Source organism: Paracoccaceae bacterium (assembly GCA_012103375.1).
Taxonomy (GTDB): domain Bacteria; phylum Pseudomonadota; class Alphaproteobacteria; order Rhodobacterales; family Rhodobacteraceae; genus WLWX01.
Genome location: WLWX01000001.1, coordinates 77,651 through 104,602, shown reverse-complemented (window position 1 = coordinate 104,602; position 26,952 = coordinate 77,651). Strand labels below are relative to the sequence as shown.

Below are 26,952 nucleotides of genomic sequence, written 5' to 3'. Positions count from 1 at the left end.
TGACCGCTCGCCCTGATCAAAGTTGCGAAAGCCGCCAGCGACCAACCCTGCGCGTGGCTGGGACAACACAAATTATGCGGAAATCTAATCGATGAACCGCGTTTCGCTGATGCCTTTGAGGGCTGGTTGCAGATAATTTGGGCGGATGGTTTGAGCGCTTCTTTGAACAAGTATTTGTACGGTTATCACTGAAAAGGACGCGGCTATGAAAGCAATAATTTTTCCCGCTCGTGGTGAAGTCACCTGCGCAAGCCTTCCCGATCCCGTTGCGGGCAACGGCGAAGTGGTGATCGCAGTCAAGGCAAGCGGACTCTGCCACACAGATTTCGAAGTGCTGAAGGCCGATTGTGTTGAAAAACTCCGAAATCAGAGCGTCGCGGATTTCTTGCGAAAACCTATGAAGCGAAATAGTCGGAAAGCTTTGACCACGAGACAGCGCATGGCTGCGCGTGAGCGCATGTAGGCGATTTGGGCCGACCCCCGCGCCAAAAATTTAGGATCGGGCTGCATGGAAAGAAAAATCATCGTTCAGGCCCTAAAACGGAGTTTTTCAACACAATCGGCCAATTACGGAACGTCAGCATTTCCTGTGGTTCCGGGTCACGAATACGCTGGTGTGGTGGCTGATGTCGGGCCCGGCGTCACAGGTCTTACCGTTGGGGACCGGGTCGTTGTTGACCCAAACCTCGAATGTGGAACGTGCCGCGCCTGCCTACGCGGCTGGGCCCATTTGTGCGACTCCCTCGGCGCGTATGGCGTAACCGAAAGCGGAGGCTTTGCCGAGTTCAGTCGGGTCAAAGCATCCGCGCTTCACCGGATCGGCGACATAGACTTCAGCATAGCCGCCTTGTGCGAACCGATGGGATGCGTCCTAAACGGGCTTGATGCCGTGCGTTCCTCAATAACGGACAATGCACTGATTTTCGGAGCCGGTCCGATGGGCTTACTGTTGGCCATGGCGTTGAGCGCCCACAATGTGCCTGACATTGTGTTCACCGATATTGATGATGCTCGACTGGAACTGGCGGCAAGTTTTGGTTTTGAAATCGTGGCTTCCGGATCCTCTGAATTGGCGGCCTTGCACTACGGGGTTGATCTGGTCGTGGATGCTACCGGCGTTCCTGCGGTCGCGGGCAATCTGGCAAACTACATGGCCAACGGCGCGAAAGGCCTGTTCTTCGGCGTCTGCCCATCTGACGCACGCATCGAAGTGTCCCCATTCGAGGTGTTCCGCCGTCAATTGACATTCGCCGGCTCTCATTCGTTGAACCACAACATCCCGCAAGCACTCGAAACGATCGCCGCTTTCGGTCCGGATATCAGCCGCGTCGTGTCGCATCGCATGCCTTTGGAAGGTGTCTCCAATATTCTGTTGTCCAGCCCGCCTAAAGGGAGCTTAAAAATACAGGCAACGATAAGCTGAGTGTGCGATTTATGCGATGGAGCCTTGGGACAGAACCAAGTGGTTAGAATTCATAGGAAGCAGCTCTTAAGTGCATGGCAACCGGCTCAAATGACAGCTTCTGATGTTGCAGTTGGCGCAGCTGCGCCCGTAGTGAAGGTCCGGTTAGTATCAATTTTGTTGAAAAACTCCTGCTTGATCGAGGGCTATGGCGCTGATTCAATCCTCTCAACAAGCGGGAGGATCAGCCATGATGGGACCGAGGCAGGAAGCACAGGCGGCGCTGTTCTATGAGTTCTCGCTGGAAGACCATGTCCCGCAAGATCACCTGCTGCGATCGATTGATCGTTTCGTCGATCTGAGCAGCATCCGCGCCCATCTTGCCGATTTCTACAGCCACACCGGTCGTCCTTCGATCGATCCTGAACTGCTGATCCGGATGCTGATCGTCGGTTACTGCTTCGGCATCCGGTCCGAGCGGCGGCTCTGTGAAGAGGTACACTTGAACCTCGCGTACAGGTGGTTTTGTCGGCTCGACCTGGCCGATCGGGTGCCGGATCACTCGACCTTTTCAAAGAACCGGCATGGTCGGTTCCGCGAGAGTGAGCTGCTGCGCCATCTCTTCGAGACCACGGTCGCGCGATGCATCGCCGAAGGTCTCGTCAGCGGTCAGCGCCTGGCCGTCGATGCCAGCTTGATCGAGGCGGATGCCAACAAGCAGTACTCTGCGCCAAAGGAAGAATGGGACATTGCGCGGATCGATGCAGACGCTGCACCCCGCGCGGTCCGCGAGTATCTCGACACTCTGGATGAGGCCGCATTCGGAGCAGCGACACCGGTCGAGCCAAAGTTCACGTCCTATTCCGACCCAGCCAGCCAGTGGACGGCGGCGCGTAAGGGTCCCGCATTTTTTGCCTACTCCGACAACTATCTCATCGATACCGATCATGGTGTCATCGTCGACGTGGAAGCGACACGGTCGATCCGTCAAGCCGAGGTGGGGTCAACCAAGACGATGCTGAAGCGGGCCAAAGAGCGCTTCGATCTTCATCCCGAACGGCTGATCGCCGACACCGCCTACGGATCGGGACCCATGCTCGGATGGCTGGTGGGTGAAAAGATCGCACCGCACATCCCGGTCTTCGACAAAGCCGGGCGCACCGATGGCACCTGGTCCCGAGCTGACTTCGAATGGGATGCCGAGAACAATCAATACATCTGCCCGGAAGGCGAGGCTCTGAAGCAGTTCCGCCGAAACTACTCCGACCCCAATCGCGGCCCAACCGGCAAGGGCGTGGCCAAGTACCAAGCGCTGAAGCACACCTGCCAATCCTGTCCTTCCAAGCCGAAGTGCTGCCCGAATGCCGACGCCCGTAAGATCACCCGTGAGGAACATGAGGACGCTCGCGACATCGCCCGCGCAATCGCCAAAACGCCGCAATACAAGATCTCGGTGAAGCTCCGGAAGAAGGTCGAAATGCTCTTTGCCCACCTCAAGCGCATTCTCGGCCTGGGACGGCTCCGATTACGTGGACCATGCGGCGCAAATGACGAATTCCTGCTCGCCGCCACTGCCCAAAACCTTCGCAAACTGGCAAAGATCTTTCCTGCACCGCAGCAAACGCGCAAAGCCTGATCAGAAAGGCGCTCGCGCTATGTTCAAATCGCTACTTTCTGCGCCCGCAACACGTTGTTTTTCCACAGAATCAATCCAAACCGAACCTTCGCTGCGCTCAGGATCGACAAACAAGGTGCGGACAGAGCCGTCATTGGATTTTCCGGCTTCGCTGGCGCAGCATCTGTTCGCAGTTGCGGCACTTGCTTCGCCGCATCGCAGCCCAGGTCACCGATGCAGCCGTTCAGGCCCGTCGAAAGTCACCAAACCGGAACCGCCTTTTCGCTGCGCGCTGGATCAACATTAAGGGCGCGGACTCTGCCGACGTTGGTCTTCGCGAAGCCAATGGCCGCTTCGGTTTTGCCGCAATCGCCGCGAAATGCAGCATCGGTGCGAACCGGTCATTGCTTGCAGCTGTCTGCTACCTATGCCGATACGCTGCGGGCAGACATGAAATTATCACTGACGTAGGGATTCCATGCGTTCCGCCGAAATCACTCAAACAGATACCGCATCAAGGATTTCTTCTCTCGAAATGTCGGATTTGCGACCTGTTCGGATGACACGGCCACGACGCATGATGACGTAATGATCGGCATGCTCGACCGCGAAATCGAAGTACTGCTCAACAAGTATGATCGCCATGTCGCCCTTGTCGCGCAAATGCGCAATTACCCGGCCGATCTGTTGGATGATGTTGGGCTGAATGCCCTCGGTCGGTTCATCCAGCAGCAGCAGCTTTGGTTTCGTGATCAGCGCTCGGGCGATCGACAGTTGTTGCTGTTGTCCGCCCGACAAGTCGCCGCCGCGCCGGCTGAGCATTTCTTTCAGGACTGGAAACAGCTCGAAAATCTCATCCGGGATCACACGCGCGGCGGGGCCTAAGCAGGCGAACCCTGTCTCCAGGTTTTCTTTGACACTCAGCAAAGGGAACACATCGCGCCCTTGGGGCACATAGCCGATGCCCAGTTTTGCCATACGATGTGCCGACGCTTTGCCGACCGATTGCTGATCGATCGAAATCGATCCGGAAGATCGCGGATGCGTGCCAGAAATTGCCTTCAGCAGGCTGGTCTTGCCGACACCGTTGGTGCCCATCACGCAGGTGACCTGGCCCAATTGCGCCTGGAATGAAATGTCATAGAGGATTTGCGAACTGCCATAGTGCAGCGACAGGTTTTCGACGTTCAACATCGCTCAGCGCCCCAAATAGACATCAATGACGTCCTGGTTCTTGGTCACGTGATCAAGGCTGCCCTCGGCCAGAACCGACCCTTCATTAAGCACCGTCACACGGCAATTGAGGCGGCGCACGAAGTCCATGTCGTGTTCAACCACAACCACCGCGCGGGTCTTGGCCGCCTTCACCAGAATGCTGGTGGTATGCTCGCGTTCCTCAGGAGTCATCCCCGCCGCAGGCTCATCAACCAAAAGCAGTTTCGGTTCCTGCGCCAACAGCATTCCGATCTCCAGCCACTGCTTTTGCCCGTGGCTCAACTCGCCGGATTTGCGATCAAGGGCATCGGTCAAACCAATTTCCAACGCCAGCAGTCGCACCTTGTCAGCGTCGGTTTCGCTGCGCCGGTAGAACAGAACCGACAACGGACCGCGCTTTTTTTTCAATGCCAGCAGCAGGTTGTCAAAAACGCTCTGATCCTCGAACACGGTCGGGCGCTGGAATTTGCGCCCCACGCCGGCCTGCGCGATTTTCGCTTCGGACATATTCAGAAGCGAAGCGGATTTCTCGCCCCAGACAACGCGACCTTCGTTGGGTTTCGTTTTGCCGGTGACAATGTCCATGAAGGTGGTTTTTCCAGCCCCGTTTGGCCCGATAATCGCGCGCATCTCGGCTGGGCCGATCTGGAATGACAGGTTGTTGATCGCTTTGAACCCGTCGAACGAGACCGACACCCCCGAGACTTCCAGCAGCACGCTCATTGCTGGGCCTCGCGCTCGCGAAGCGATCCCTGATCGGGGCCAAGGTCGGCGCCGTGTCGATTTGGCGCAAGGCGCCCGTTCAGCAGGTCGAATAGGCCGCCAATCCCTTTTGGTGCGTACATGGTGACCAGAACGAACGACAGCCCAAGAACGACCTGCCACCAGTCCACCCAGTTTATCGTGTAGAACCCAAGCGGCACGGCAGGAACCTGACCGCTGGTGAACCAGGTCGACACCAGGCTGACCAACGCCGCACCGATGACCGCTCCGTAAAGCCGCCCGCGCCCGCCGATCGCCACCCAGACCGCGAGGTAAATCGAGGCAATGGGCGCGATCTCGGCCGGGTTGATGATCCCGGCCTGGGGGTAATAAAGCGCCCCTGCAATGGCGGCGATCACGGCGGTCAGCACGAAGACGAACAGTTTGTAGCTTTCGACCGAATAACCAAGGAACCGCATCCGCGCCTCATCATCGCGGATCGCGCGGATCACATTGCCAAACTTGCCCGAGACGACCCAGGCTGCCACCAGATACCCCAGCAACAGGGCCAGCGCGCTTGCCCAGAAGAACCACAGCGATATCGTCGATTGCGGTATCGCTGCAGCGCCCGGCAGGTTTTGCAAGCCCGAAAGCCCGTTGTTGCCCCTCAGCCCACTTTCGTTCTGGAACAGATACAGCGCCAGCGCCAACGTCATCGCCTGTGTCAGGATCGACAGGTAAACCCCTGTCACCCGGCTGCGGAACGCCAGCCAGCCGAAGACCAGTGCAAGAAAACCGGGGACCAGAACCACCAGAATCAGCTGCAGCGTCAGGCTATGCGCGAACATCCAGATCACCGGGAATTCGTTGCTGCCAACCACACCAAAAATCTGCGTGCCGATGGCGTCCACAACCTCCTGATCTGTCGGTGGAATTTCGGCGTTGGCCAACGAGGCGACAACGATGTCACGGGTCCGCGCGTACATCAGCCACATGCCGATCATATAGCCGCCAAGACCGAAGAACGCGATGTGACCAAGGGACAGGATGCCGCAATAGCCCCAGATCAGATCCATCGCGATGGCCACAAGACACAGGCACAGGGTCTTGCCGAGGGTCTTGATGAAACTGGTCGAGATCAGGCCGGGGCCGGCCGCCTCGGACATGACTGTCACGACCAGTGTGAACAGGGCCAGACAGCCAAGAAAGATCAACACCGAAGGGTTTTTGAAGATGAAACTGCGCGCCATGTCCTAATCCCCCGCCGCCCGGCCTTTGAGGGCGATGATGCCACGTGGCCGGAACTGAATGAAAATGATGATGAAAACGATCATGTAGGTTTGCGCCGCAAGCGTGTTGCCGGGGTTGGCCCACTCGATGCCTTTTTGCAGAAATCCGATCATCACGGCCCCGGCTAGAGTGCCCCAGATATTGCCGACGCCACCAACGACCACGGTCATGAAGCTTTGCACGATGTAGTCGCTGCCAAGCTCGCTTGTGACCTTGGCGAACAACCCGATTGCCACGCCAGCGACCCCGGCAATGCCCGAGCCGAGACCGAAGGTCAGCATGTTCACCCGGTCCGGGTTGATCCCCATGCTGGCGGCCATGCGCGGGCTCTGGGTGACGGCACGGGTTTCAAGACCCATGCGGGTGCGTTTCATGATGAACAGGAAGACGCCAAGAAAGATCAGCGCCAGCACGAAGATTGCGATGCGGATGTAACTGATGCTGACCACGTCATTCAGCACCCAGGCCCCGTCCAGCCAGGCGGGCGAGGTCAGCGGACGCGCCTGCGTTCCGAACACGTTCTTGGCTATCTGCTGCAAGGCGATGGAAATCCCGAAGGTCGCCAGAAGGGTCTCGAGCGGGCGGTTGTAGAGGTGCCGGATCACCAACCGCTCCATCGCGACGCCGGCGACGAAGGTAACGGCAAAGGCCATTGGCAGGGCGACGATGATCGAGACGGTATAGCTGGGGATCAGAAGTTGCACGACATAGCCGGTGTAGGCGCCCATCATGATGAACTCTCCATGGGCCATGTTGATGACGCCCATGACACCGAAGGTGATGGCGAGCCCGATGGCCGCAAGAAAGAAGATCGAGGCCAGCGACAGTGCGTCGAGCGTCAGGTCAATCGTCTGGTTGATCGCAACATTGGTGCCGATAGCGGCAAGCGCCGCCTCGGCGGCAGCGGTGACGGCGGGCGACGGGTCGGCGTAGGCATCCAGGAACGTATGCGTGGCAAAGGCATTGGCCATGTCGGCTTGGGTGACCAGCGGTGGCACCGCACCTGCGGCTGCCAATGTGGCATAGGCCGTGGAGCGTGCGTCCGGTAACGACAGTCCGGCGACCGGCACCCCTCCGACCCGCCCGCTGTCAATATTCTCGGACAGGGCGGCGCGAATATCGGCATCCGTTACGCGCGGCGGAGCGAGGCCTGCGTCGGCCAACAGAGCGTAAGCGTCATCTTCGGACAATTCTGCGCTTCCGGGTTTCAGAACGCGGGCGATGTTTACGTTCTCGGGCGGGTCGCCCGCGACCACCATACGCCGGGTTTCGACCAGCGGGTTCAGAGTTGCCCGCAGGTCCAGCGAAATGCAGCCCGAGGTCCCCTCGATTGCCGCGATGCGCTTGGCTTCGTCGGAGTCGTAGCCGATGGTCAGCAACTGGCGCAGACGCTCTTTGCTGGCGCGCAGCACCGGGTTTTTTTCGGTCTCGACCGACGCGCGCAGCGGTGCCAGATGGCTGGCTTCGGGATCGCGCTGGATTGCCAGAAGTGCAGCGCGGCGACGCTCGGGATCGGGATCGGATAGCTGGAATTGCACGAGTGCTGCACCGATCATCGCGCGAATGCCGCTGTTGGGTTTGAGTTGTTTCAGGTCGTTCTTGGTCAGCACTGCAACATCGGCGCCATCCTCGAAGTCAAACAGCGCGACCTGTTTGTCATCGCCTTCAACCCCGTAGAAGAACAGCCCGTCCTCCTTGCGCTGCCACATCTCCTTGGCCTGCCACTTCTGCAGCACGTTCTGCGCCTGAGGCGTGCCACTGCTCGCCAGTGCGGTAATTGCCGGCTCGATGGTCTTGCGAGAGCTTTTTTCGATGAGCGCGCGGTGCTCTTGCAGCACATCCTGGATCGTCCGATCCTGCGCGATGGCCGGCAGCGCAATAGCGCCAAGGGCGAGGACCGCCAGAAGAAAAACGCGCATGTCGGAGTGCCTGTTCATGGTGGAAGGGGGCAATTGCCGCCCCCTTCGCGTGTTTACGAGCGATCAGTAGTTCGAGAGTGTCTGAACGCAGCTTTTGGTCTCGGTGTTGTACATACCGCAGCCAAGCTCCTGCCAATCCGACATCAGGACTGCGGATTCGGGCAGGAAGTCGGTCCAGGCGTCGCCGGGGACTTCCGCGGTCTGGCTGATGATGTCGAATTGACCGTCGGCCTGGATCTCACCGATCAGTACCGGCTTGGCCAGGTGGTGGTTCGGCAGCATCACGGCGGTGCCGCCTGTCAGGTTCGGTACTTCCAGACCGTACATCGCGGTGCGAACAGCGTCGACGTCGGCAGTACCAGCGGCTTCCACCGCCTGCACCCACATGTTGAAGCCGATCACGTGGGCTTCCATCGGGTCGTTGAACACCCGCTCGTCGCCCATGCGGTCTTTCCACTTGGCGACGAATTCGTCGTTCAGATCGCTTTCCGCTGACTGGAAGTAGTTCCAGGCCGCCAGGTGACCGACGAGGTTCGACGTATCGAGGCCCGATAGTTCTTCCTCACCGACAGAAAACGCCACGACCGGGATGTCGTCTGCCGATACGCCAGCGGCGGCCAGTTCCTTGTAGAACCCGATGTTCGCATCACCGTTGATGGTCGAGATCACGCCGACTTTCTTGCCGTCAGCCCCAAGGGCAACCACATCGGCAACGATCTTGGACCAGTCGGAATGGCCAAAGGGCGTGTAGTTCGTAAAGATGTCGTCCGCCGCGATGCCCTTGTCCTGAAGATAGGCCTCAAGAATGTTGTTCGTGGTACGCGGATAGACATAGTCGGTCCCGAGCAGCGCGAACTTTTCGACGCCAAGTTCATCCAGGAAATAATCCGTCGCCGGGATCGCCTGCTGGTTCGGGGCAGCACCGGTGTAGAAGACGTTTTTGGAGCTTTCCTCGCCCTCGTACTGCACCGGATAGAACATCAGACCGTTGAGTTCTTCCAGAACCGGCAGGGCCGATTTGCGGCTGACGCTGGTCCAGGAGCCGAAGATCACGTCGACTTCTTCAACGCTCAACAGCTCGCGAGCTTTTTCAGCAAACAGCGGCCAGTCGGAAGCCGGGTCAACGACGACAGCTTCAAGCTGCTTGTCCAAAACACCGCCAGCGGCATTCTGTTCGTCGATTAACATCAGCATGGTGTCTTTCAGCGTGGTTTCCGAGATTGCCATCGTGCCGGAGAGTGAATGCAGCACGCCGATTTTGATCGTGTCCTGCGCAGTCGCGGGCGCTGCAAGCGCAGCCGCCGCCAACGCGCCAGTCAGTGAAGTTTTCAGAAGCGATTTCATGGAGTTCCTTCCAAGCAGGGCGGAACAGCCTGGGCCGCCTTGCTGGGCAAGACGTGATCCCATAAGTTCCCCCTGCAACATCAGTGTTGCAACCGTGTGGCGGCCCGTCAGATGTCCAAATCATCGGGTCGTCACACACCCTCAAATCCGTTTGCCGAAGCAATCGACGGATCGGGCGGGTCAAGAAATGCCGCAGTGCGGCACAATGACAACGCGCAGGCAGACATAGCGGCCCGACTTCCGTCATATTGGCCAAAATTTGTGCACATTCCTGACATCTGCCCAAATTTTAAGCGTCGACCACCGCGCCGCTTGCGGTTCGCGCGATTTTCAGTGCGTCGTCGATCCAGTCAAAGCATTGAGATTGGGCTGCCGAAGGGGGATACAGAATCACCATTGTAGACAGAATATTGGTCACCGACGGCGCACAGCCGCGGGCAATTGGCGCGGCAAACGTGGCTGTGGCCGCGTCCAGTCGTGGCTCGACGCTCAGCGCATTGCGTCAGTCCGGATCGCTGAAACTTCTGTTCCCGCGCGTTGCCGTTGCGACCGGCGTGACTGCCGTCAGCATTAACACTGCCGGTGGCGTCACTGGCGGAGATCGTTTCGAACTCCGCGCCGAAGCCCGCTCAGGCAGCCGCTTGACCCTGACGACGCAGGCAGCCGAACGCATATATTGCGCCAATGGGGACGAAGTCAGCGACGTCTCGACCCATCTGTACATGGCTGACGGCGCGCGGATCGACTGGTTGCCGCAAGAGACCATTATCTTCAACCGCTCCGCGTTAAGCCGAAAGTTGCATATCGACATGGCACCGGATGCAACCTTTCTGGCGGTCGAACCGCTGGTCTTTGGGCGCGCTGCAATGGGTGAGACGCTGCGAAACGTCTCGCTCAGTGATCATATCCGCCTGCGGCGCGGCGGTGCGCTTGTATTCGCGGATGCGATCCGCCTGCGTGGCGACGCAAAGGCGCAGTTGGCCGGTCCATTCACCGGCGGCGGTGCCGGCGCTTGCGCATCGTTGATCTACGCGGCACCGGATGCCGAACTGCTGGTCGAGCGCCTGCGTGCATTGTTGCCGGACAGCGCCGGGGTCAGCTTGATCCGCCCCAGCATCCTGTTCGCGCGACTGCTGGCTGTCGACAGTTACCTGCTGCGCAAAAGCCTGATTCCGGCGATCGAGGCGCTGCGCAAAGCCCCCTTGCCAAAGACATGGACCCTCTGAGATGCAACTGACCCCACGCGAAAAAGACAAACTGCTCGTCGCCATGGCCGCCGAGGTTGCCCGCAAACGCATGGCGCGCGGCGTCAAGCTGAACCACCCCGAGGCGATCGCCCTGATCACAGACGCGGTGGTCGAAGGCGCGCGCGACGGGCGCAGTGTTTCGGAAATGATGAGCGCCGGGGCCGAGGTCATCACCCGCGATCAATGCATGGAAGGCGTGCCCGATATGATCCCCGAAGTGCAGGTCGAGGCGACGTTTCCGGACGGCACCAAGCTTGTCACCGTCCACACCCCCATCCGGTAGGCCGGGGTTCACCCCGGCACCCCAAGAACAGGACACTCACATGATCCCCGGAGAACTCTTCCCCGCCGACGGCACCCTGACCCTGAACGAAGGGACCCAGGCCATCACCCTGATGGTCGCCAATACCGGCGACCGCCCCGTACAGGTCGGCAGCCACTATCACTTCGCCGAGGCCAACCCGGCGCTGGAGTTCGACCGAACCACCGCCCACGGCTGCCGGTTGGACATCGCCGCCGGAACCGCCGTGCGGTTCGAACCGGGGCAGAGGCGCGAGGTTCAGGTGATCCCGCTCAACGGTGCGCGGCGGGTGTTCGGGTTCAATCAGGCCGTGATGGGAGACCTCTGATGTCCCGACAAATCGCCCGCGCTGACTATGCCGCCATGTATGGCCCGACTACCGGAGACCGCCTGCGGCTCGCCGACACCGATCTGATTATCGAAGTTGAACGCGATCTGACCACCTATGGGGAGGAGGTCAAGTTCGGCGGCGGCAAGGTGATCCGCGACGGGATGGGTCAGTCTCAGGTGACGCGGGCGGGCGGCGCGGTGGATACGGTGATTACCAATGCGCTGATAGTGGATCACTCGGGCATCTACAAGGCCGATGTCGGCCTGCGTGACGGGCGGATCGCGAAGATCGGCAAGGCCGGGAACCCGGACACGCAGCCCGGCGTCGATATCATCATCGGCCCCGGAACCGAGGCGATTGCCGGTGAAGGGCGCATCCTGACCACCGGCGGTTTCGACAGCCACATCCACTTTATCTGCCCGCAACAGATCGAAGACGCGCTGCACTCGGGCGTTACCACAATGTTCGGCGGCGGCACCGGTCCGGCGCATGGCACGCTGGCGACGACCTGCACGCCCGGCGCCTGGCACATCGGGCGGATGCTGCAATCGCTCGACGCGTTTCCGATGAATTTCGGTCTGGCGGGCAAAGGCAACGCCAGCCAGCCGGGGGCGCTGGTCGAGATGGTCGAAGCCGGGGCCTGCGCGCTGAAACTGCATGAGGATTGGGGGACCACTCCGGGCGCGATTGATTGCTGCCTGAGCGTGGCCGACGACATGGACGTTCAGGTGATGATCCACACCGACACGCTGAACGAAAGCGGCTTTGTCGAGCATACACTTAACGCAATGAAGGGCCGCACGATCCATGCGTTTCATACCGAGGGCGCCGGAGGAGGCCATGCACCGGATATTATCAAGATCTGCGGCGAGGATCACGTGCTGCCAAGCTCGACCAACCCGACCCGCCCTTTCACGGTCAATACTCTGGAAGAGCACCTGGATATGCTGATGGTCTGCCATCACCTCGACAAATCAATCCCCGAGGATATCGCCTTTGCAGAAAGCCGGATCCGGCGAGAGACGATCGCGGCGGAAGATATCCTGCACGACATGGGCGCGTTTTCGATCATTGCCAGCGACAGTCAGGCGATGGGCCGCGTCGGCGAGGTTCTGATCCGCACCTGGCAGACCGCTGACAAGATGAAGAAACAGCGCGGTCGGCTGGCCGATGAGACGGGGGAGAACGACAATTTCCGGGTTCGCCGCTATATCGCGAAATACACCATCAACCCGGCGATTGCCCATGGCGTTTCGGCTGAGATTGGTTCGGTTGAAGCGGGCAAACGCGCCGACTTGGTCCTGTGGGACCCGGCGTTCTTTGGCGTGAAGCCGGAGATGGTTCTGATGGGCGGAACGATTGTCTGCGCCCAGATGGGCGACCCGAATGCCTCGATCCCGACGCCGCAGCCGGTCTATTCACGGCCCATGTTTGGGGCCTACGGGCGGTCGGTCGAAAACTCTGCCGTCAGTTTCGTTTCGGCGGCCGCGCAGGCGGCAGGGATCGGCGGGCAGCTTGGACTGTCCAAGCAGACAGTGGCTGTTGAGAATACCCGCCAGATCGGTAAGCGAGATCTGCTGCTGAACGACGCGACGCCAAAGGTTGAGGTGGACCCCGAAACCTACGATGTCCGCGCAGATGGCGAGTTGCTGACCTGTGAACCAGCCGAGGTGTTGCCGATGGCGCATCGGTATTTTTTGTTTTGAGGGCGCCGACGATGTCATTTGATGACTTGCACCGAACGCATATCGAATATGCACACAACGATATTTCAGCGTTGGACGATGCGGTCTACCGTTGCAACCGTGGGAGGAAACCAAACTCACAATACGAAGAGGTTTCTAATGACACAAACAACGCAATCATCGACATTCGACCGCTCAACCGGGTTTCGCGCATCACTCGACAACTTTTTCGCGGGCATCGGACAGGGTTTCAATGCCTACATGGTTCGACGATCGCGTCTCGATCAGATCGAAAAACTCAACGCGAAAACCGATGCGAAACTGGCTTCTATGGGGCTGGATCGCGACGGTATCGTGCGACACGTCTTCCGCGACATGCTTCATCTGTAGGACGACTGTTCGCAAGACATTCGGGGGGCCGGTCTTGACCCCCCGAGACCTGCAAGAGCTGGTTTGTCATACTGTCCGTCATCACGCCGATAGTCGGGATCGTGGCGCAGCCTGCACCCTCACCTACGACGCGCGCTTCCTGCGCCGCAAAACCCTCACGACAGACAGTGGCGAGGCATTTCTCGTCGATCTCCCCCACACCACGTCCCTCCACCACGGCGACGCCTTCGAACTGACGGATGGCCGCCTGATCGAGGTCATCGCGGCCAAGGAACCCTTGCTGGAGATCACCGGCGAGCTAACACCGCTCGCCTGGCATATCGGCAACCGGCACTGCCCTTGCCAGATCGAACCTGACCGTCTGCTGATCCAGCGCGATAAGGTCATCCGGGATATGTTGGAAAAGCTCGGCGCAACCCTGCGCGAGGTGAGCGAATCCTTCACCCCCGAAGGCGGCGCCTATGGCCACGGACGGACCCATTCCCATGACCACTGAGGCACTGTCGCCCAACGATTTGCTGACCCTGGCGCAATGGCTCTCGCCCAGCTTTCCGGTCGGGGCGTTCAGTTACAGTCATGGGTTGGAATGGTCGGTCGATACCGGTGAGGTCACCAACGCGAACTCATTCGCGACATGGCTGGCAACCGTGATCGAACAGGGGGCGGGGCGCACCGATTTGATCTTGTTGGCGGCGGCTTATCGCGCGGGATCGCGCGGCGAACTGGCCGAGGTTGACGCGTTGGCCCGTGCTCTTGCGTGCTCGGCTGAGCGCTTGCTGGAAACCGAACAACAGGGGGCAGCATTTGCGCACACCGCCTCGGCAATCTGGAGGCTGAACCTGCCGGAACTGGCGTTTCCGGTTGCGGTGGGCGCGGCGGCCTCCTCGCAGGGCGTTCCGCTTGATCCTACGGCACGGATGTACCTTCAGGCTTTCGCCAGCAATCTGGTATCAGCTGCGATCCGCTTGATCCCGCTGGGCCAGACCGAAGGGCAGGCATGCCTCGGCGGGTTGGCAACGCTGATCAACCGAACTGCAGATATCGCCCTGGGACAGTCATTGGACGGCCTTGGGTCATCCGCGTTTCTGGTCGATATCGCCTCAATGTGCCACGAAACCCAAAACTCAAGGATATTCCGCTCATGACGTCTACAAATGGCCCTCTGCGCGTTGGCATCGGCGGCCCGGTCGGCGCAGGCAAAACCACCCTGACCGCCGCGCTGTGCGTGGCAATGCGCGATCAGTTCTCGGTCGCCGCAATCACAAACGATATCTACACGCGCGAAGATGCCGAGGCGCTGGTACGCCTTCAGGCGCTGCCCAGTGACCGGATCATGGGTGTCGAGACCGGCGGTTGCCCTCATACGGCGATCCGTGAGGATGCCTCTATCAACCTTGCCGCCGTGGCCGAAATGACCGCCCGCCATCCAGACCTTGAGGTCGTGTTCATCGAAAGCGGTGGCGACAACCTGTCGGCAACCTTCAGCCCCGAGCTGGCAGACCTGACGCTTTACATCATCGACGTTGCTGCGGGCGAAGAGATCCCTCGGAAAGGCGGCCCCGCAATCACCAGGTCTGACTTGCTGATCATCAACAAAACCGACCTGGCCCCTCATGTCGGCGCATCGCTCGACGTCATGCGACGGGACGCTGCCAGAATGCGCGGCGACCGACCCTTCGAATTTGCCTTTTTGAAAGCGGATGATGGAATACAGGCTATCATCCAGCACGTGACGGAAATCGGTGGTCTAAGGGCGATTGCTTGCAGGTGAGTGCGTAGACGCGCCATATTTTGAGTCCACACAATTCTGTAGTTTCAGGCAGCGAGGAAATATTCAGAATGACCCGCTTTCGGTGTGATGGCATCCCTACTGAAAGTACGTGCGCAATCTGGCGAACTCCCGATTTTGGCCGAACCGCGCTATCAGTCATGAAACTGATGGTGGGATCACGATTCCTTGACCTCGTCTGTTTTGTTACATCTGCCGATGTCAGTTAGAGACTTGTCGAAAGCGTGGTACACTTCGAGGCTGGCCGGATAAGGATCGCTCGGACAGCCGGTGGTCTAAGCGGAGGATATGAAATGACCCGATTAGTCAACATGCACCGCTCGGTTCTTTTCTCCGCTGCGGCGCTAGTTGCGACCGGCGTGACAGGTTTCGCAGCGCCCGCCCGTGCGCAATCCCTAAAGGCGACACAGTCGATGCGAGGTGGGGCAAACAACTACATTCCCGGCGCGCCGATCGTGGAGCGGATTGGCGGTGGCGGCTTTTTGATGGCATGTACGGTCCGTCGCGCAGGCGATGGCGCCCCGCTGTCTGGTCAGCGCATTCAGATCTGGGCGCATACAACTGAGGGGCACGAGCGTGATCCCCATAGTCACGGCGCAACGCTAACCGACAATAATGGCGAATTTCGCCTCGAAATGCCGCAGATTGTCCCTGCGTTTGGCCAGCCCCACGGGCATTTGGCCTATGATGGGGATGATTTTCAAACGGTGTTTCTGCGTCCGATCATGGCCAACTCAAGTGAAACGAACCTCATTGCCAACTTTGTCCTTCAACCGGCTTGAGCATCGGGCAAGCTCTGCGAAGGACCTTCATCTGGACCGCATTGGCATCGGTAATGCTGGTTCCGGTCGCAGTGGCCGCGGCCAGCCCACTTCTTGCCTGGCGTGACCCGGTCTATATTGCCGCTGGCTTTGCGGGCATTGCTGCCATGGCGCTGATGATGGTTCAGCCATTGCTGGCGCGGGGATATCTGCCAGGGCTACCTGCGCGCCTGAGTCGTCGCGTGCACCGGATCAACGGGGCACTTTTGGTCTTTCTGGTCACACTTCACGTGGCTGGACTTTGGGTCACCAGCCCACCGGATATGATCGACGCCCTGACCTTTTCGTCGCCGACTCCGTTCTCAAACTGGGGTGTCATTGCGATGTGGGCGCTGTTTGTGTCCGCGCATTCGGTTAAAATTCGGCATTACTGGCGCTTTGGTCCGGCAAACTGGCGGATCGCTCATGCGATATTGGCGGTCGTGATCGTTGTCACCACAGTCGTTCATGCCGTGCTTGTTCAGGGCACGATGGGCACGAAATCCAAAACGGCTCTCGGCGTCTTCATTGCTGCGGCATTGGCTATCGTTGTCGCCGATGTCTTCAGGCGCAGCCACCGCAGGCGCTGAGCGCTAGCCCAGCAACAACATCCGTATCATCAGCACAGGGTCAATCGAAGGACGGCCATGCGGGCTGTACGATGGTGCAAGAAGCGGGCGAACCTCAGACAGATCAAGAAACCGATCAATGCCACGTAGCGGATGATCCGTCGGCACAAAATCCTCAATCGAGAACTCATAGAACTGCGCACCCTGCGCCACCTGCCTTGGTTCCATCATCGCCGATCCTCCACTCTCAAATAAAGTGAATCAGGGCAGACCGCTCCAATCAACAGACTGTTTCAACACTATCTCCGCAACCTGACCCCTGAACAATTCGTTTTCACTGCAGAAAGCTCGAATGACCGGTTCTCCCCTCGCAAGGCAGCACAGATTTTTTGCACGCGCCGCAAGTTTGGCGCTGCGAGCGCACGCAGCAAGAAAATCCAATTTACAGGTTGGGCTCGCACTTCGTTTTCGCCGCTGCGTGATCTTATGTCTCTTCTAAGTTGGCGAACGGCAAGCAGCGTTCGCCAACATCGCTTAGATGTCGATGCGCTCCGCAATACTCGGAGCATCTTCCAATTCGACGCCAAGGTAGCGCACTGTGCTATCAACCTTCGTATGGCCGAGTAGAAGTTGCACAACACGAAGGTTGCCAGTTTTGCGGTATATCTCAGCGGCTTTGGTCCGGCGGAGCGAATGAGTGCCGTAGCCGCTCGGTTCTAGTCCAATCGCAGCCACCCAATCACGAACTAAAGCGTTTCGACATTAACCTGAGACATATCCGGCGGCCTTAAAGTAGTTCCAGCATTCTACTGGGTCGTAGAGATCGCAGATTGCTCCGATTGCTTCGAAGACCTGGGTAAAGGACCTGGCCCCGATCCGTCGCAAATGGGCTTTCAGTTTAGAGAAGGCCTGCTCGATGGGATTCAGGTCGGGCGAGTACGGTGGCAGGTAAAGGAACCAGCAGCCGTGATTGCGTAAAGCCTGCGTCGCCTCCTTATTCCGGTGGGTTGCCAGGTTGTCGAGAATGACGACAGTGCCGGGGTTGATCTCGGGGACCAGCACTTCGCGGATGTAGGCCGCGAAGGCGGGGCCATCTATCGCTCCCTTGATGACCCAAGGTGCGATCAGCGCGCCTTGGGTCAGGCCCGCGATCAAGGTTTGGGTTCCCCAGCTTCCGAAGGGCGCATCCATCGTCAGGCGCTTACCGCGCTTGGCTCTGCCGCGTAGGCGCGTGAGGTTTGTCTTCACTGCGGTTTCGTCAATAAAGACAACGCGCTCAGGAAAGGTCGCAATGGCTGGCGAGCGGTATCTGAACCAGTCGGCCCGTTGCTGCCTTACCTTGGCGCGGCGGCGCTCGGTTGCGACCAGCGACTTTTTTTGTACGTGAAGCCGAGCCGGGACAGAAGGTTGGCGATGGAGGAGTGATGCACCCGCACACCCTCTGCATCGGCCAGCGCATTACGCAACTCAAAGAGCGTGATGTCAGGGTCTTGTGCGATCAACTCCTCAAAGAATTCCCGATGCGGAGCCAGCTTTCCCTTGCCGCGCGGCGGTCCCTGCCGGGCAGGTTCCGCATGACCCTTCATCCTCACCTGACGCGCCCACCGCGCGCCTGTGGCAGGCGACAGCTTCAACCGCAACGCCGCCGCGCGCCCGCTCAACCCTTCTTCAATGTATCTCTGAAACCGTATCCGAAGCGCAGATGGCAAAGGTGCTGACATGATCCATCCTCCCAAACAGGATGAATCACAGATCAGGTCTCAAGGGAATCCCTCGCGATTCAGGTTCAAGACGAAACGCTTTAGTCGACCATACGCGGAAGAGTTCCGAGGAGGCGCTGGAGCAGGAGTTCAACTCTCTTCACGTCCAGCGCGAGGCCTGCGCCGCCTATGTGGCCAGCCAGAAGCACGAAGGCTGGCTACTTCTGGAAGGCGCGTATGATGACGGCGGTCTGTCTGGCGGAAGCCTGGAACGGCCGGCTCTGCAACGGCTGCTCGAAGACGTCCGCAGCGGCATTGTCGATCAGATCGTCGTCTACAAGATCGACCGGCTGACCCGATCTCTGGCGGACTTCGCCAAGATCGTCGATGTGCTGGACGCCGCGGAGGCCTCCTTTGTCTCGGTAACGCAATCGTTCAACACAGCAACCAGCATGGGCCGGTTGACGCTGAACATGCTGTTGTCCTTCGCGCAATTCGAGCGCGAAGTGACCGCTGAACGAATTCGCGACAAGATTGCGGCGTCAAAGCGCAAAGGACTCTGGATGGGAGGACAGGTACCGCTTGGCTACGACGCCGATGGCCGGACGCTGGCAATCAATGTATCCGATGCCAGGACCATCCGAACGCTGTACGAACTCTACGAGCGCCTGGGCACCATCCGACAAGTGAAGCAGGAGGCTGATCGGCTCGGCCTGCGTAGTCGTCGGCGAACGGCCCCAGATGGCAACACAAGCGGTGGCAATCCGTTCGATCGTGGCCATATCCATCACATCCTGACCAATCCGGTCTATGCCGGGCGCATCCGGCATCGTGACAAGGTGTTTGAGGGGCAGCACGACGCGGTTATCGAGCCCGACCGATGGGACGCGGTTCAGAACCAGCTTAAGGCCGGTGCAACGAAGCGGTGAGGGCGGTCAACTGGCAGGGTGAGCAAATCGCCTCTTATCGGCAAGCTCTTCGATGAGACTGGCGACAGGCTCACCCCATCGCATTCGCGAACGCGCAATGGCGTGCGCCTGCGTTATTACATCTCGCATCGTCTGGTCGCGCGATCCGGTGAGCCGCATGCGGATGCCTGGCGGCTTCCGGCGCAAGAACTGGAACATCGGATCGCAGGGCTTGTGCGATCAACGCTGGCAAGGCCGGGCTTCCCTGCGGCATTGCTTCGCGATGCTTCTGCGGATCAGATCTGCAAAGTGGCATCCAGACTGGGCAAAATGGCCAAGTCGGCCGATGCTGACGTTTTGCAGATCATTCAGCGTATCGATCTCGCTCCCGGCAACCTTGCGATCAGGATGGACGGAGAGGCCGTTGCAGAGCACTTACAGGTCGATCCGTCTCAACTGAAAGATGCAAGTCTTATCCCCCGCCACGCGTTCCAACTGCGCAAGCGAGGTGTCGAGACCAGGATCACCCTGGCCGATGTACCGACGAGTCAGGACGCTGTACTGCTCCTGAATATCGCGCGTGCACATCACTGGTTCGAGCGCATCAAGGCGGGTGAGACATTTGCCGAGATTGCCACTTCAGAGGACACATCGAAACGGCGCATCCAACAAATGATCGGTCTGACGTTCCTTGCGCCGGACATCGTCACAGATGTCATCGACGGCAAGCAGCCCATCAGCTTCACGTCGGACTGGTACTTGCGCCACGACCTGCCGTCCGACTGGGCCGACCAACGCGTGCTTCTCGCAGCTCTCTGATCAATCACACCTCAACCTCGTATCGCCGAAATGGCGAGTGCAGACTTTGGCCGGATTGGCCGAGGATCTCGCGCCTTATCCGTGTCTCGGCAGACCAGGCCCACGCACAAGCGCCCGAAAACGCGGCACAATTCGGTGCACACCTTGCTCAGTCTCGATCAAGGGAAGTGGCTGGCTGGGGTGGTAGGATTCGAACCTACGATACACAGTACCAAAAACTGCTGCCTTACCACTTGGCTACACCCCAACGGTGCGGGCCTACTTACTTGCGCTCTTTCGGCTTCGCAAGTGGGATTGACGCGAAAATCGCACTGTTTCAGCCTATTCCAGCGCGCTGCCTCGTTCGAGCAAATCTGTCTGTTCTTCTTCAAGGCGTTCGGCGTCGACCATGCGTTCCAGCGCCTGTTCATCGGCGGGCTGCACGTCTTCTTCGCGCGCCTCTGGCAGGGGTTTTGCCGGGGGGGCGTTCGGAGGCTGCTTTTGCATCTGATCCGAAGTGGATTGGGTGACCGAGGCCATCATGCCCGTGCCGAAAGCGCCATCCAGCCGCACGCGGTAGGTGGTGTCGGGGATTTCGACGCCTGCGGCCTCGATCGCGTCTTTGGCGTGGCGGATGGCGGAACCGCGCGCGGCGGCAAAGCTGGTCGAATGCTGATCAATCCATCCCGTGACCCGCAGCACCACGCCGGCGTCGCCCAGATCCTCGATCCAGGCGGTGGCGGCCGGATCCTCCAGGACAAACGGCAGATCCTGCACGGTCGCTTCGATCAATTGGCGGACCGCGGCCAGATCACTGTCGTATTCAACCCCGATGTCGAAAGAGAAACGACGCTCGCGATTGCGGGAATAGTTGATGATGCGGCTTTTGAATACGGTCGCGTTGGGTATGCGAATGTGGTTGCCGTCCAGCGACAACAGGATCGTTGCGCGGCTGGTCAGGCGGATCACCTTGCCCAGATCGCCCTCGATCTCGATCAGATCATTGGGGCTGAAGGGGTGGCGGATCGACAGCAGGACCGAGGCGATGAAATTCTCCACCGTGTCGCGAACCGCGAAACCGATTGCCAGCCCGATGATGCCCGCCGCCCCAAGGATCGTGCCCAGCAGGGCCGTCGCCCCAAGGATATCCAGGGCCAGAACCAGGCCCACGACGATGAAGAACAGGCGGATGACCTGGCGATAGATCTCGGCAATGAACGGATTGGGGGCCATGCGTTCCCATGGTCCGCGCATCGCCGCCAGGACAAAGCCCAGCACGGCGACCAGACCGGCGGCAATCGCTGCCACGATCAGAAGCGGCAGCATCGCGACGATCTGGGACATGCGCGATGCCACACGCTCGGCAGCGGGGTTCAGGCGCCGGGCGATGTCTGTCGTTTCGCTCATGTGATTTTGCACGGTCAGCACGCCGTCAACCCGACCGATCAGGTCAATCAGATTGCTCGCAGCTTCGGCTTCCAGAACCTCGCCCGTCAGCGTAACGACACCGGCGCGCACTTCGACGCTGATGTCGTCGTAGCCATCAATCTCGGACAGGATGGACCTGATCTTGAGCAGGGTCGCCACATCTTCGGGCGCGACGGCAATGTCGTCGGCGCTGACTGTGGTGTCATTTTGGGCGTGAACCGGAAATGGCGTCACCAATGCCAGAAGGGCAAGTGTGACCAGCAGACGCAATACGGGCATTCCAAACCTCTGACATCGAATCCCGGCAATGCTACGCAGACCGGCAGCGACTTGCCAGCGATCTTGGTCAGAGTGTCGCCCGACGCACCCCTTGCCGCCCGCTGTGGCCCCGAGGGCCTAGCCCGAAACCTGTTCGCGCAAGATCGACACGGTCAGGGATGCCATCAGGTAGAATCCGGTGAATATCAGGAAAGCCAACAGAGTGTTGATGAAGGATTTCGGGTATGTGGCTGCATCCGGGGCGATCGGGCTGACACCCAGCGACAGGTATCGCACCTGGCGATTTGCCTCGATCCGGGCACTTTCCATCTGCTGCAGCGACTGCTGCATCAAAGCGGTGCGCGTCTGCAAATCCACTTCGGCCACCCTAAGCTGGCTGGCGATACTTGCCAGAGAATCCCGGTTTTCGGTCGCGCCGGTCAGTTGATTACGCAATTCGGTGATGAGCGTTTCCAACCGGCTGATATCCCCTTCGACAGCGCGCACATGCGCCTGATTCGGGCGGAGATTTTCCAGCAATTGCTGAAGTTCCAGGCGCTTTTCTTGCACCTCGGTTTCAAATCGGTTGACCTGCCCCAGCAGGGCAGAGGATTCCGATGTCGGATCCAGGACGCCCAGTTTTTCCTGTAGCGCCAGAACCCGGTCCTGTGCCGCGATCATCTTGGCTTCGGCTTCATCAAAGCTTTCGCGGGCGCCGCGCATCTGGTCGCCGCGCAGCCGCTGGGTCAGGTTATCGACCTGTTCTTCGGCATAGGCGATCAGGGCCCGCGAAAACGCCGCGCTAACCTCGGGATCGGCAGCGCCAACTTCCATTTTCACGATGCCTTCGGTCGGATCATACCCGATCGTGACCTGCTTCTTGAACAGCTTATAGGCCGCTTCATTGGTGGCGTCCGGGTCCAGCCGCTGCAATGGGTCGATGTCTTCGTGGCTGAAGTGCGCCTTGAAACCGATGTCATTATCCAACCGCAGCAATGCCTCGCGGCTTTCAAGATAGCTTTGGACCGTGATCGAATCCTGACTGGTCGCGAAACTGGTGCCAGAGAACAAGCCGCCAATCGAAGACCCGCCTGCGCCTTCGGATTGCTGGATCAGAAATTCGGACTTGGTCGAATACATCGGGGTTGCCATGACGTAGAAATACCAACCGGTGAGGAACGTCGGAAGCAACACAAAGACCGTCAGCCGTGCCAGCAATGTCGCCAGTCGCCGACGCCTGCGCTGGGCAATCTCGCGCTGGATTTCACGCACTGCGCGGATCTGATAGACCCGGTGATCTTCGGGCATTGGCTGTGCCGGGACCGAGGGGCTGGCCGTGGCCTGCGAGACGCCGGGTGCAGGCGACGGGGCGTCCGCCTCGGAGTCTCCGGTTTTTTCGGTCACCAGCTCCAGCATATTCGCGCGCTGGAAGGGGTCGATACCGCGTTCTCTCAGCTGGCGGACAGCATCAAAGTCGGATGTCGGGGCAAGGCCGTTCTTCTGCGCCATCCGTCGCGCCATGCGCAGCTGGCGGCCGGTCAGCCCCTCGCGCCGGATTGCCGCAATATCGGTCGCGAAGGACCCGGTCGGTTCGCCACTGTTTGCGGCGGGTGTTTCGGTCGGGCGTTCGCGGAACGCATCCATCGGGTTGCCCGCAGGCTGGCCACCGGCCTGGTCCGCGCCCCCATCCGGCACATCGGCCGCCAAAGGCGTCGAAGCGCGAATGCGATACTTCAGAGCCTTAGCCTTCATAGTCATAAAGCCGCCTAGCCTCGTGCAGGTTATCGAACATATACAGCTGTCCGTTACGCAACACACCCGCAGTATGACAGTATTTTTCAAGAATTTCTGGCGAATGCGACACAATCACGAGTGTCGCAGTCTCCATCCGTTCGCTGAGGATATTGCCCGCCCGGCGGTTGAATTCCATATCCGTGCTGTAGGGCATGCCTTCGTCGATCAGGTAAATGTCGAAATCCAGCGCCAGCAGAAGCGCGTATGACAACCGTGCGCGCATGCCCGAACTATAGGTGCCCACAGGGGCATCGAAGTATTCCTCAAGATCGCACATCCAGCGGCAGAACGCCTCGATATAGTCCGGGTCCAGACCGTACATCTTGGCAATGAAGCGGGTGTTTTCCACCGCCGACAGCTTGGTTTCGATCCCCCCATATAGCCCAGCGGGAACGAGATGCTGGCGTTGCGGGTGATCATGCCCTCATCGGGTTTTTCCAGCCCGGCCATCATGTTGACGACGGTGGTTTTGCCTGTCCCGTTCGGGGCCAGGATGCCAAGCGAGGTTCCAAGCTCCACCCGGAACGTCGCCCTGTCGAGGATGACCTTGCGTTGTGTGCCGGTCCAGAAGGACTTGCTGACTTCCAGAAACTCGATCATCTCGCCGTTTGACCAACTCGCGTTACAGGTATCGCCACAGTGACCCGGCAAACCTGAACAATTACTGACCGCAGCCCGCAGGGCGGCAGCGCGTGCATCGGGTATGTGCGCCAGAGCGGCCATTGCGCAAGCAAAAATGGATAACAGCGTCAGGGGGCGTTGCATCAGTTCTGCAAAATGCACAGGCGCGGGCGTTGCAGACGGGGCATTCGCAGCCTATCAATTCTAGGAACCGATTCCGGTCAACAAACGGTTCGATGTCAGCAAGGGTCACATGCGCACAATTGTCATAGCTTTGGTCCTGCTTGCGCTTTGGCTGCTGATGTCAGGCGTCTACAAGCCGCTGACCATCGGGTTGGGTGTCGCATCGGTGGTGCTGGTCGTGTTCGTGATGCGCCGTATGGACATGGTGGATCAGGACCGGCCCGAGCTGCATTTGAGATTTTTCGGGTTCTTCGCCTACTTTGGTTGGCTTCTGGTCGAGATTGCGCGCGCCAACTGGGCCGTGACCAAAGTGATCCTGTCGCCTGAGATGCCGATCCGACAGCATCTGTTCCCGGTGAAGTACAGCCAGAGGTCTGACGTTGGCCAGGTGATCTTTGCCAACTCGATCACGCTGACGCCCGGCACGATCACGGTCGAGATTGAGCCGAAGCACTTCTTCGTTCATGCACTGGCGTTCCACAGCCACGACATCGTCGCCCTGGCCGATATGGACGCGCGGGTCACGGCAACCGAAAGCGGGGCGGCCTGATGTTCGCAGTTGGCACTGTCGCGCTTCTGATCGCCATGGTCATAGTTCTGATTCGGGTTTTCCGGGGGGCGACGCTGTACGACCGGGTGCTGGCCGTGAACGCCTTTGGCACCATCACAGTCTTGTTCATCGGCATTGTTGGCTTCCTGATGGAGCGGCCGGAATTCCTTGATATCGCAATGCTTTATGCGCTGATCAATTTTGTCGGCACGATCGCCATCCTCAAATTCTTCCGGTATCGCGCGATCGGCGATATTCCACGCAACGACCCCGAGGAGGAGGCCGCAGGATGAGCGATCCGGAATTCCTTGTTGAGGGTCTGAGCTGGGGCTTCATCCTGGCAGGCAGCGCCTTCCTGCTGATCGGCGCTTTCGGCGTGTTGCGGTTTCCCGATTTCTGGTCGCGTCTGCACGCGGTGTCGGTCATGGACAGCGCTGGTGTGATCCTTTTGCTGATCGGCATGGCGATCCAGGCCGGGCCGACACTGATCGCGGTGAAGCTGTTGATCATCGGGTTGTTTTTGTTCATCACCGGCCCGACGGCGACACATGCGGTGGCAAATGCCGCCTTCGTTTCCGGCCTGCGCCCGAAAGAAGGCGATGGGTTGCGCAGCATTGTTGACGCGCCGACACCTGCGCAGGATGGCGACTTGCAAGCGGCAGACCTGTCATAGACCTGTTCATCACCATAACGCTGTTCACCTTCATGGTGCTGACGGCCCTTGCCGTTGTGCGAATGCGCAGCCTGTTCGCGGTTGTCATGCTGTCGGGGATCTTCAGCCTGTTGTCGGCCTTGCTGTTCATGACCATGGACGCCGTCGACGTCGCCTTTACCGAGGCCGCAGTCGGCGCCGGGATCACCACGGTGCTGATGCTGGGCACCATGGCGCTGACCTCGCGCCATGAACGCCCGACGGCCCGGTCACCGCTGATCCCGCTGTTTGTGGTCGTTGTGACCGGTTCGGCGCTGATTTACGGCACGATGGACATGCCGAATTTCGGCGATCCGGCCGCCCCGGCACAGACCCATGTCGGTGCCGATTATATCGAACGCACGCCCGATGACATCGATCTTCCCAACATGGTGACCGCCGTTTTGGCCAGCTATCGCGGTTACGACACGCTGGGTGAGGTTGCCGTGGTCTTCACCGCCGGGATCGGCGTGCTGCTGTTGATCAGCGGATTGCGCCGCCGACGCCGTGACGACGAAGATGAGGAGGGGTCCGCCTGATGCGTCATCACCTGATCCTGCGCGTCATCACCAAACTGCTGGTCGGTGCCATCATCCTGTTCGGTCTTTACGTCCAGTTTCACGGCGATTTTTCGCCCGGGGGCGGGTTTCAGGCCGGGGTGATCATCGCGGTGGCCTTCATCCTTTATGGCGTCGTGTTCAGCCTGCACCATGTTCAGCGGGTGTTCCCGCCCTGGCTGGTCCACAAGCTGCTGGCGCTGGGTCTGCTGATCTATGCGTTCACCGGATTGTACAGTTTCACGCGAGGGTTTCGGTACCTCGACTATGCGGCTTTCGACCCGCATCACCCCTCGCACGGGCAACACTATGGCATTCTGCTGGTCGAAGCCGGGGTCGGCATCACCGTAACCGGCGTCATGATCGCGATCTACTATGCCTTCGCCGCCCGCACCCCCGTCATCAGCGATGAGGAGTGGTGATGACGTCTGAGTTTTTCTTTGGGCACCTGAACTACTGGCTGTTCATCATCCTGATGATGACCGGCCTCTATATCGTTGTGGCCAAGGGCAATCTGGTCAAGAAGATCGTCGGGCTGAACATCTTTCAGACCTCGGTTTTCATGTTCTACATCTCGATCGGCAACGTCACCGGCGGCACCGCGCCGATCTTTCCGCTGGATATGAAGGTTGACCCGGATGTCCTCTATTCCAACCCGCTGCCGCATGTGTTGATCCTGACCGCAATTGTCGTCGGCGTGGCCACAACGGCGCTGGGCCTGGCGCTGATTGTGTGCATACGTGAGGAATTCGGCACCATTGAAGAAGACGCGCTGCTGGAGCTTGAGCATGAGATTTCGCGGAAAGTGAACGACCAGCACGGTGATGCGATGGGCGGGCGACACAGTGGCGACTGAGGCGGTCCA

The 26,952-nt window shown here is 59.5% G+C and carries 25 protein-coding genes, 1 tRNA gene and 6 pseudogenes; 20 read left to right on the top strand and 12 right to left on the bottom strand.

Translation table 11 applies throughout. The features are described from left to right. Positions 1–205 precede the first annotated feature (205 nt). The 3 genes and pseudogenes from GKR99_00510 (at position 206) to GKR99_00500 (ending at position 3,038) form a co-directional block, all read left to right on the top strand. A pseudogene (locus GKR99_00510) lies at positions 206–343 on the top strand (zinc-binding dehydrogenase). A gap of 219 nt (positions 344–562) precedes the next feature. Then, positions 563–1,423: pseudogene (locus tag GKR99_00505) on the top strand (alcohol dehydrogenase catalytic domain-containing protein). 229 nt (positions 1,424–1,652) lie between these two features. Further along, positions 1,653–3,038, top strand: coding sequence for an IS1182 family transposase (locus GKR99_00500; GenBank protein NKB26115.1), 1,386 nt, complete (start codon positions 1,653–1,655; stop codon positions 3,036–3,038). Between the two features lie 477 nt (positions 3,039–3,515). Here the strand turns inward: GKR99_00500 and urtE are convergent, their stop codons facing one another. The 5 genes from urtE to urtA form a co-directional block, all read right to left on the bottom strand. Then, on the bottom strand, positions 3,516–4,211 hold the full coding sequence (urtE, locus tag GKR99_00495) for an urea ABC transporter ATP-binding subunit UrtE (protein ID NKB26114.1): 696 nt from the start codon (positions 4,209–4,211) through the stop codon (positions 3,516–3,518). Positions 4,212–4,214: 3 nt separating this feature from the next. Further along, a complete protein-coding gene (gene urtD / locus GKR99_00490; protein NKB26113.1) occupies positions 4,215–4,955 on the bottom strand; it encodes an urea ABC transporter ATP-binding protein UrtD in 741 nt (246 codons plus the stop codon). Then, complete coding sequence (urtC, locus tag GKR99_00485; protein ID NKB26112.1) at positions 4,952–6,184, bottom strand: urea ABC transporter permease subunit UrtC; 1,233 nt, start codon at positions 6,182–6,184, stop codon at positions 4,952–4,954. The genes urtD and urtC overlap by 4 nt, the downstream gene beginning before the upstream one ends. Before the next feature lie 3 nt (positions 6,185–6,187). Beyond that, positions 6,188–8,143, bottom strand: a complete 1,956-nt coding sequence (gene urtB / locus GKR99_00480; GenBank protein ID NKB26111.1) for an urea ABC transporter permease subunit UrtB — start codon at positions 8,141–8,143, stop codon at positions 6,188–6,190. 63 nt (positions 8,144–8,206) lie between these two features. Then, on the bottom strand, positions 8,207–9,487 hold the full coding sequence (urtA, locus tag GKR99_00475) for an urea ABC transporter substrate-binding protein (GenBank protein ID NKB26110.1): 1,281 nt from the start codon (positions 9,485–9,487) through the stop codon (positions 8,207–8,209). A gap of 455 nt (positions 9,488–9,942) precedes the next feature. Between urtA and GKR99_00470 the strand changes: the two genes are divergently transcribed. The 10 genes from GKR99_00470 to GKR99_00425 all read left to right on the top strand — a co-directional run bounded on the left by GKR99_00470 (position 9,943) and on the right by GKR99_00425 (position 16,620). Further along, positions 9,943–10,713 carry an urease accessory protein UreD gene (locus tag GKR99_00470; protein ID NKB26109.1) on the top strand — a complete coding sequence of 257 codons (771 nt, stop codon included), beginning with the start codon at positions 9,943–9,945 and terminating at the stop codon, positions 10,711–10,713. Position 10,714: 1 nt separating this feature from the next. Then, positions 10,715–11,017 (top strand): urease subunit gamma, encoded by a 303-nt coding sequence (locus GKR99_00465; protein ID NKB26108.1) that lies wholly within the window; start codon positions 10,715–10,717, stop codon positions 11,015–11,017. A 40-nt stretch (positions 11,018–11,057) separates the two neighbouring features. Next, entirely contained in the window at positions 11,058–11,363 is a 306-nt protein-coding gene (locus GKR99_00460) for an urease subunit beta (GenBank protein NKB26107.1), read from the top strand. Further along, positions 11,363–13,072: an urease subunit alpha gene (gene ureC / locus GKR99_00455; GenBank protein NKB26106.1), complete on the top strand. Its 1,710-nt coding sequence runs from the start codon at positions 11,363–11,365 to the stop codon at positions 13,070–13,072. Before GKR99_00460 ends, ureC begins: the two co-directional genes overlap by 1 nt. A gap of 138 nt (positions 13,073–13,210) precedes the next feature. Beyond that, positions 13,211–13,441 carry a hypothetical protein gene (locus GKR99_00450; GenBank protein NKB26105.1) on the top strand — a complete coding sequence of 77 codons (231 nt, stop codon included), beginning with the start codon at positions 13,211–13,213 and terminating at the stop codon, positions 13,439–13,441. Next, positions 13,365–13,937 carry an urease accessory protein UreE gene (locus GKR99_00445; protein NKB26104.1) on the top strand — a complete coding sequence of 191 codons (573 nt, stop codon included), beginning with the start codon at positions 13,365–13,367 and terminating at the stop codon, positions 13,935–13,937. Before GKR99_00450 ends, GKR99_00445 begins: the two co-directional genes overlap by 77 nt. Then, positions 13,927–14,586 (top strand): urease accessory protein UreF, encoded by a 660-nt coding sequence (locus GKR99_00440; GenBank protein NKB26103.1) that lies wholly within the window; start codon positions 13,927–13,929, stop codon positions 14,584–14,586. The genes GKR99_00445 and GKR99_00440 overlap by 11 nt, the downstream gene beginning before the upstream one ends. After that, on the top strand, positions 14,583–15,212 hold the full coding sequence (ureG, locus tag GKR99_00435; GenBank protein ID NKB26102.1) for an urease accessory protein UreG: 630 nt from the start codon (positions 14,583–14,585) through the stop codon (positions 15,210–15,212). The genes GKR99_00440 and ureG overlap by 4 nt, the downstream gene beginning before the upstream one ends. A gap of 311 nt (positions 15,213–15,523) precedes the next feature. Beyond that, the gene (locus tag GKR99_00430) at positions 15,524–16,012 is read left to right on the top strand and encodes a twin-arginine translocation pathway signal (protein NKB26101.1); all 489 of its coding nucleotides are present in this window, start codon (positions 15,524–15,526) and stop codon (positions 16,010–16,012) included. Between the two features lie 53 nt (positions 16,013–16,065). Beyond that, on the top strand, positions 16,066–16,620 hold the full coding sequence (locus GKR99_00425) for a ferric reductase (GenBank protein NKB26100.1): 555 nt from the start codon (positions 16,066–16,068) through the stop codon (positions 16,618–16,620). A 6-nt stretch (positions 16,621–16,626) separates the two neighbouring features. Here GKR99_00425 and GKR99_00420 read toward each other — a convergent pair. The 3 genes and pseudogenes from GKR99_00420 to GKR99_00410 all read right to left on the bottom strand — a co-directional run bounded on the left by GKR99_00420 (position 16,627) and on the right by GKR99_00410 (position 18,320). Then, positions 16,627–16,830 (bottom strand): annotated as a pseudogene (locus GKR99_00420) (IS5/IS1182 family transposase). A gap of 303 nt (positions 16,831–17,133) precedes the next feature. Beyond that, positions 17,134–17,349: pseudogene (locus GKR99_00415) on the bottom strand (tyrosine-type recombinase/integrase). 12 nt (positions 17,350–17,361) lie between these two features. After that, a protein-coding gene (locus tag GKR99_00410) for an IS630 family transposase (protein ID NKB26099.1) occupies positions 17,362–18,320 on the bottom strand; the annotation gives its coding sequence in 2 pieces (ribosomal slippage) (positions 17,362–17,976 and positions 17,979–18,320; 957 coding nt in all). A 20-nt stretch (positions 18,321–18,340) separates the two neighbouring features. Here GKR99_00410 and GKR99_00405 point away from each other — a divergent pair. Then, positions 18,341–20,026 (top strand): annotated as a pseudogene (locus tag GKR99_00405) (recombinase family protein). A 172-nt stretch (positions 20,027–20,198) separates the two neighbouring features. Here the strand turns inward: GKR99_00405 and GKR99_00400 are convergent. From GKR99_00400 to GKR99_00385, 4 genes and pseudogenes are all read right to left on the bottom strand, one after another. After that, a tRNA-Gln gene (locus GKR99_00400) sits at positions 20,199–20,273 on the bottom strand. Between the two features lie 74 nt (positions 20,274–20,347). After that, a complete protein-coding gene (locus GKR99_00395) occupies positions 20,348–21,712 on the bottom strand; it encodes a mechanosensitive ion channel (GenBank protein NKB26098.1) in 1,365 nt (454 codons plus the stop codon). Between the two features lie 117 nt (positions 21,713–21,829). Further along, positions 21,830–23,449, bottom strand: a complete 1,620-nt coding sequence (locus tag GKR99_00390) for a capsule biosynthesis protein (protein NKB26097.1) — start codon at positions 23,447–23,449, stop codon at positions 21,830–21,832. Continuing rightward, a pseudogene (locus GKR99_00385) lies at positions 23,433–24,085 on the bottom strand (ATP-binding cassette domain-containing protein). The gene GKR99_00390 and the pseudogene GKR99_00385 overlap by 17 nt, the downstream one beginning before the upstream one ends. A gap of 274 nt (positions 24,086–24,359) precedes the next feature. Here GKR99_00385 and GKR99_00380 point away from each other — a divergent pair. From GKR99_00380 to GKR99_00355, 6 genes are read left to right on the top strand one after another with little or no spacing between them, the layout of a single operon-like run. After that, positions 24,360–24,839 carry a hypothetical protein gene (locus GKR99_00380; protein ID NKB26096.1) on the top strand — a complete coding sequence of 160 codons (480 nt, stop codon included), beginning with the start codon at positions 24,360–24,362 and terminating at the stop codon, positions 24,837–24,839. Beyond that, a complete protein-coding gene (locus GKR99_00375; protein NKB26095.1) occupies positions 24,839–25,132 on the top strand; it encodes a pH regulation protein F in 294 nt (97 codons plus the stop codon). Before GKR99_00380 ends, GKR99_00375 begins: the two co-directional genes overlap by 1 nt. Continuing rightward, a complete protein-coding gene (locus GKR99_00370; GenBank protein NKB26094.1) occupies positions 25,129–25,512 on the top strand; it encodes a cation:proton antiporter in 384 nt (127 codons plus the stop codon). Before GKR99_00375 ends, GKR99_00370 begins: the two co-directional genes overlap by 4 nt. Beyond that, a complete protein-coding gene (locus GKR99_00365) occupies positions 25,509–26,069 on the top strand; it encodes a DUF4040 domain-containing protein (protein ID NKB26093.1) in 561 nt (186 codons plus the stop codon). Before GKR99_00370 ends, GKR99_00365 begins: the two co-directional genes overlap by 4 nt. After that, complete coding sequence (locus tag GKR99_00360) at positions 26,066–26,509, top strand: Na(+)/H(+) antiporter subunit B (GenBank protein NKB26092.1); 444 nt, start codon at positions 26,066–26,068, stop codon at positions 26,507–26,509. Before GKR99_00365 ends, GKR99_00360 begins: the two co-directional genes overlap by 4 nt. After that, positions 26,509–26,943: a Na+/H+ antiporter subunit C gene (locus GKR99_00355; GenBank protein NKB26091.1), complete on the top strand. Its 435-nt coding sequence runs from the start codon at positions 26,509–26,511 to the stop codon at positions 26,941–26,943. Before GKR99_00360 ends, GKR99_00355 begins: the two co-directional genes overlap by 1 nt. Positions 26,944–26,952 lie beyond the last annotated feature (9 nt).

Coding starts and splice junctions, on each gene's coding strand:
- GKR99_00500 (NKB26115.1), top strand. CDS start 1,653: ATGATGGGACCGAGGCAGGAAGCACAGGCGGCGCTGTTCTATGAGTTC.
- urtE (NKB26114.1), bottom strand. CDS start 4,211: ATGTTGAACGTCGAAAACCTGTCGCTGCACTATGGCAGTTCGCAAATC.
- urtD (NKB26113.1), bottom strand. CDS start 4,955: ATGAGCGTGCTGCTGGAAGTCTCGGGGGTGTCGGTCTCGTTCGACGGG.
- urtC (NKB26112.1), bottom strand. CDS start 6,184: ATGGCGCGCAGTTTCATCTTCAAAAACCCTTCGGTGTTGATCTTTCTT.
- urtB (NKB26111.1), bottom strand. CDS start 8,143: ATGCGCGTTTTTCTTCTGGCGGTCCTCGCCCTTGGCGCTATTGCGCTG.
- urtA (NKB26110.1), bottom strand. CDS start 9,487: ATGAAATCGCTTCTGAAAACTTCACTGACTGGCGCGTTGGCGGCGGCT.
- GKR99_00465 (NKB26108.1), top strand. CDS start 10,715: ATGCAACTGACCCCACGCGAAAAAGACAAACTGCTCGTCGCCATGGCC.
- GKR99_00460 (NKB26107.1), top strand. CDS start 11,058: ATGATCCCCGGAGAACTCTTCCCCGCCGACGGCACCCTGACCCTGAAC.
- ureC (NKB26106.1), top strand. CDS start 11,363: ATGTCCCGACAAATCGCCCGCGCTGACTATGCCGCCATGTATGGCCCG.
- GKR99_00450 (NKB26105.1), top strand. CDS start 13,211: ATGACACAAACAACGCAATCATCGACATTCGACCGCTCAACCGGGTTT.
- GKR99_00445 (NKB26104.1), top strand. CDS start 13,365: ATGCGAAACTGGCTTCTATGGGGCTGGATCGCGACGGTATCGTGCGAC.
- GKR99_00440 (NKB26103.1), top strand. CDS start 13,927: ATGACCACTGAGGCACTGTCGCCCAACGATTTGCTGACCCTGGCGCAA.
- ureG (NKB26102.1), top strand. CDS start 14,583: ATGACGTCTACAAATGGCCCTCTGCGCGTTGGCATCGGCGGCCCGGTC.
- GKR99_00430 (NKB26101.1), top strand. CDS start 15,524: ATGACCCGATTAGTCAACATGCACCGCTCGGTTCTTTTCTCCGCTGCG.
- GKR99_00425 (NKB26100.1), top strand. CDS start 16,066: ATGCTGGTTCCGGTCGCAGTGGCCGCGGCCAGCCCACTTCTTGCCTGG.
- GKR99_00395 (NKB26098.1), bottom strand. CDS start 21,712: ATGCCCGTATTGCGTCTGCTGGTCACACTTGCCCTTCTGGCATTGGTG.
- GKR99_00390 (NKB26097.1), bottom strand. CDS start 23,449: ATGACTATGAAGGCTAAGGCTCTGAAGTATCGCATTCGCGCTTCGACG.
- GKR99_00380 (NKB26096.1), top strand. CDS start 24,360: ATGCGCACAATTGTCATAGCTTTGGTCCTGCTTGCGCTTTGGCTGCTG.
- GKR99_00375 (NKB26095.1), top strand. CDS start 24,839: ATGTTCGCAGTTGGCACTGTCGCGCTTCTGATCGCCATGGTCATAGTT.
- GKR99_00370 (NKB26094.1), top strand. CDS start 25,129: ATGAGCGATCCGGAATTCCTTGTTGAGGGTCTGAGCTGGGGCTTCATC.
- GKR99_00355 (NKB26091.1), top strand. CDS start 26,509: ATGACGTCTGAGTTTTTCTTTGGGCACCTGAACTACTGGCTGTTCATC.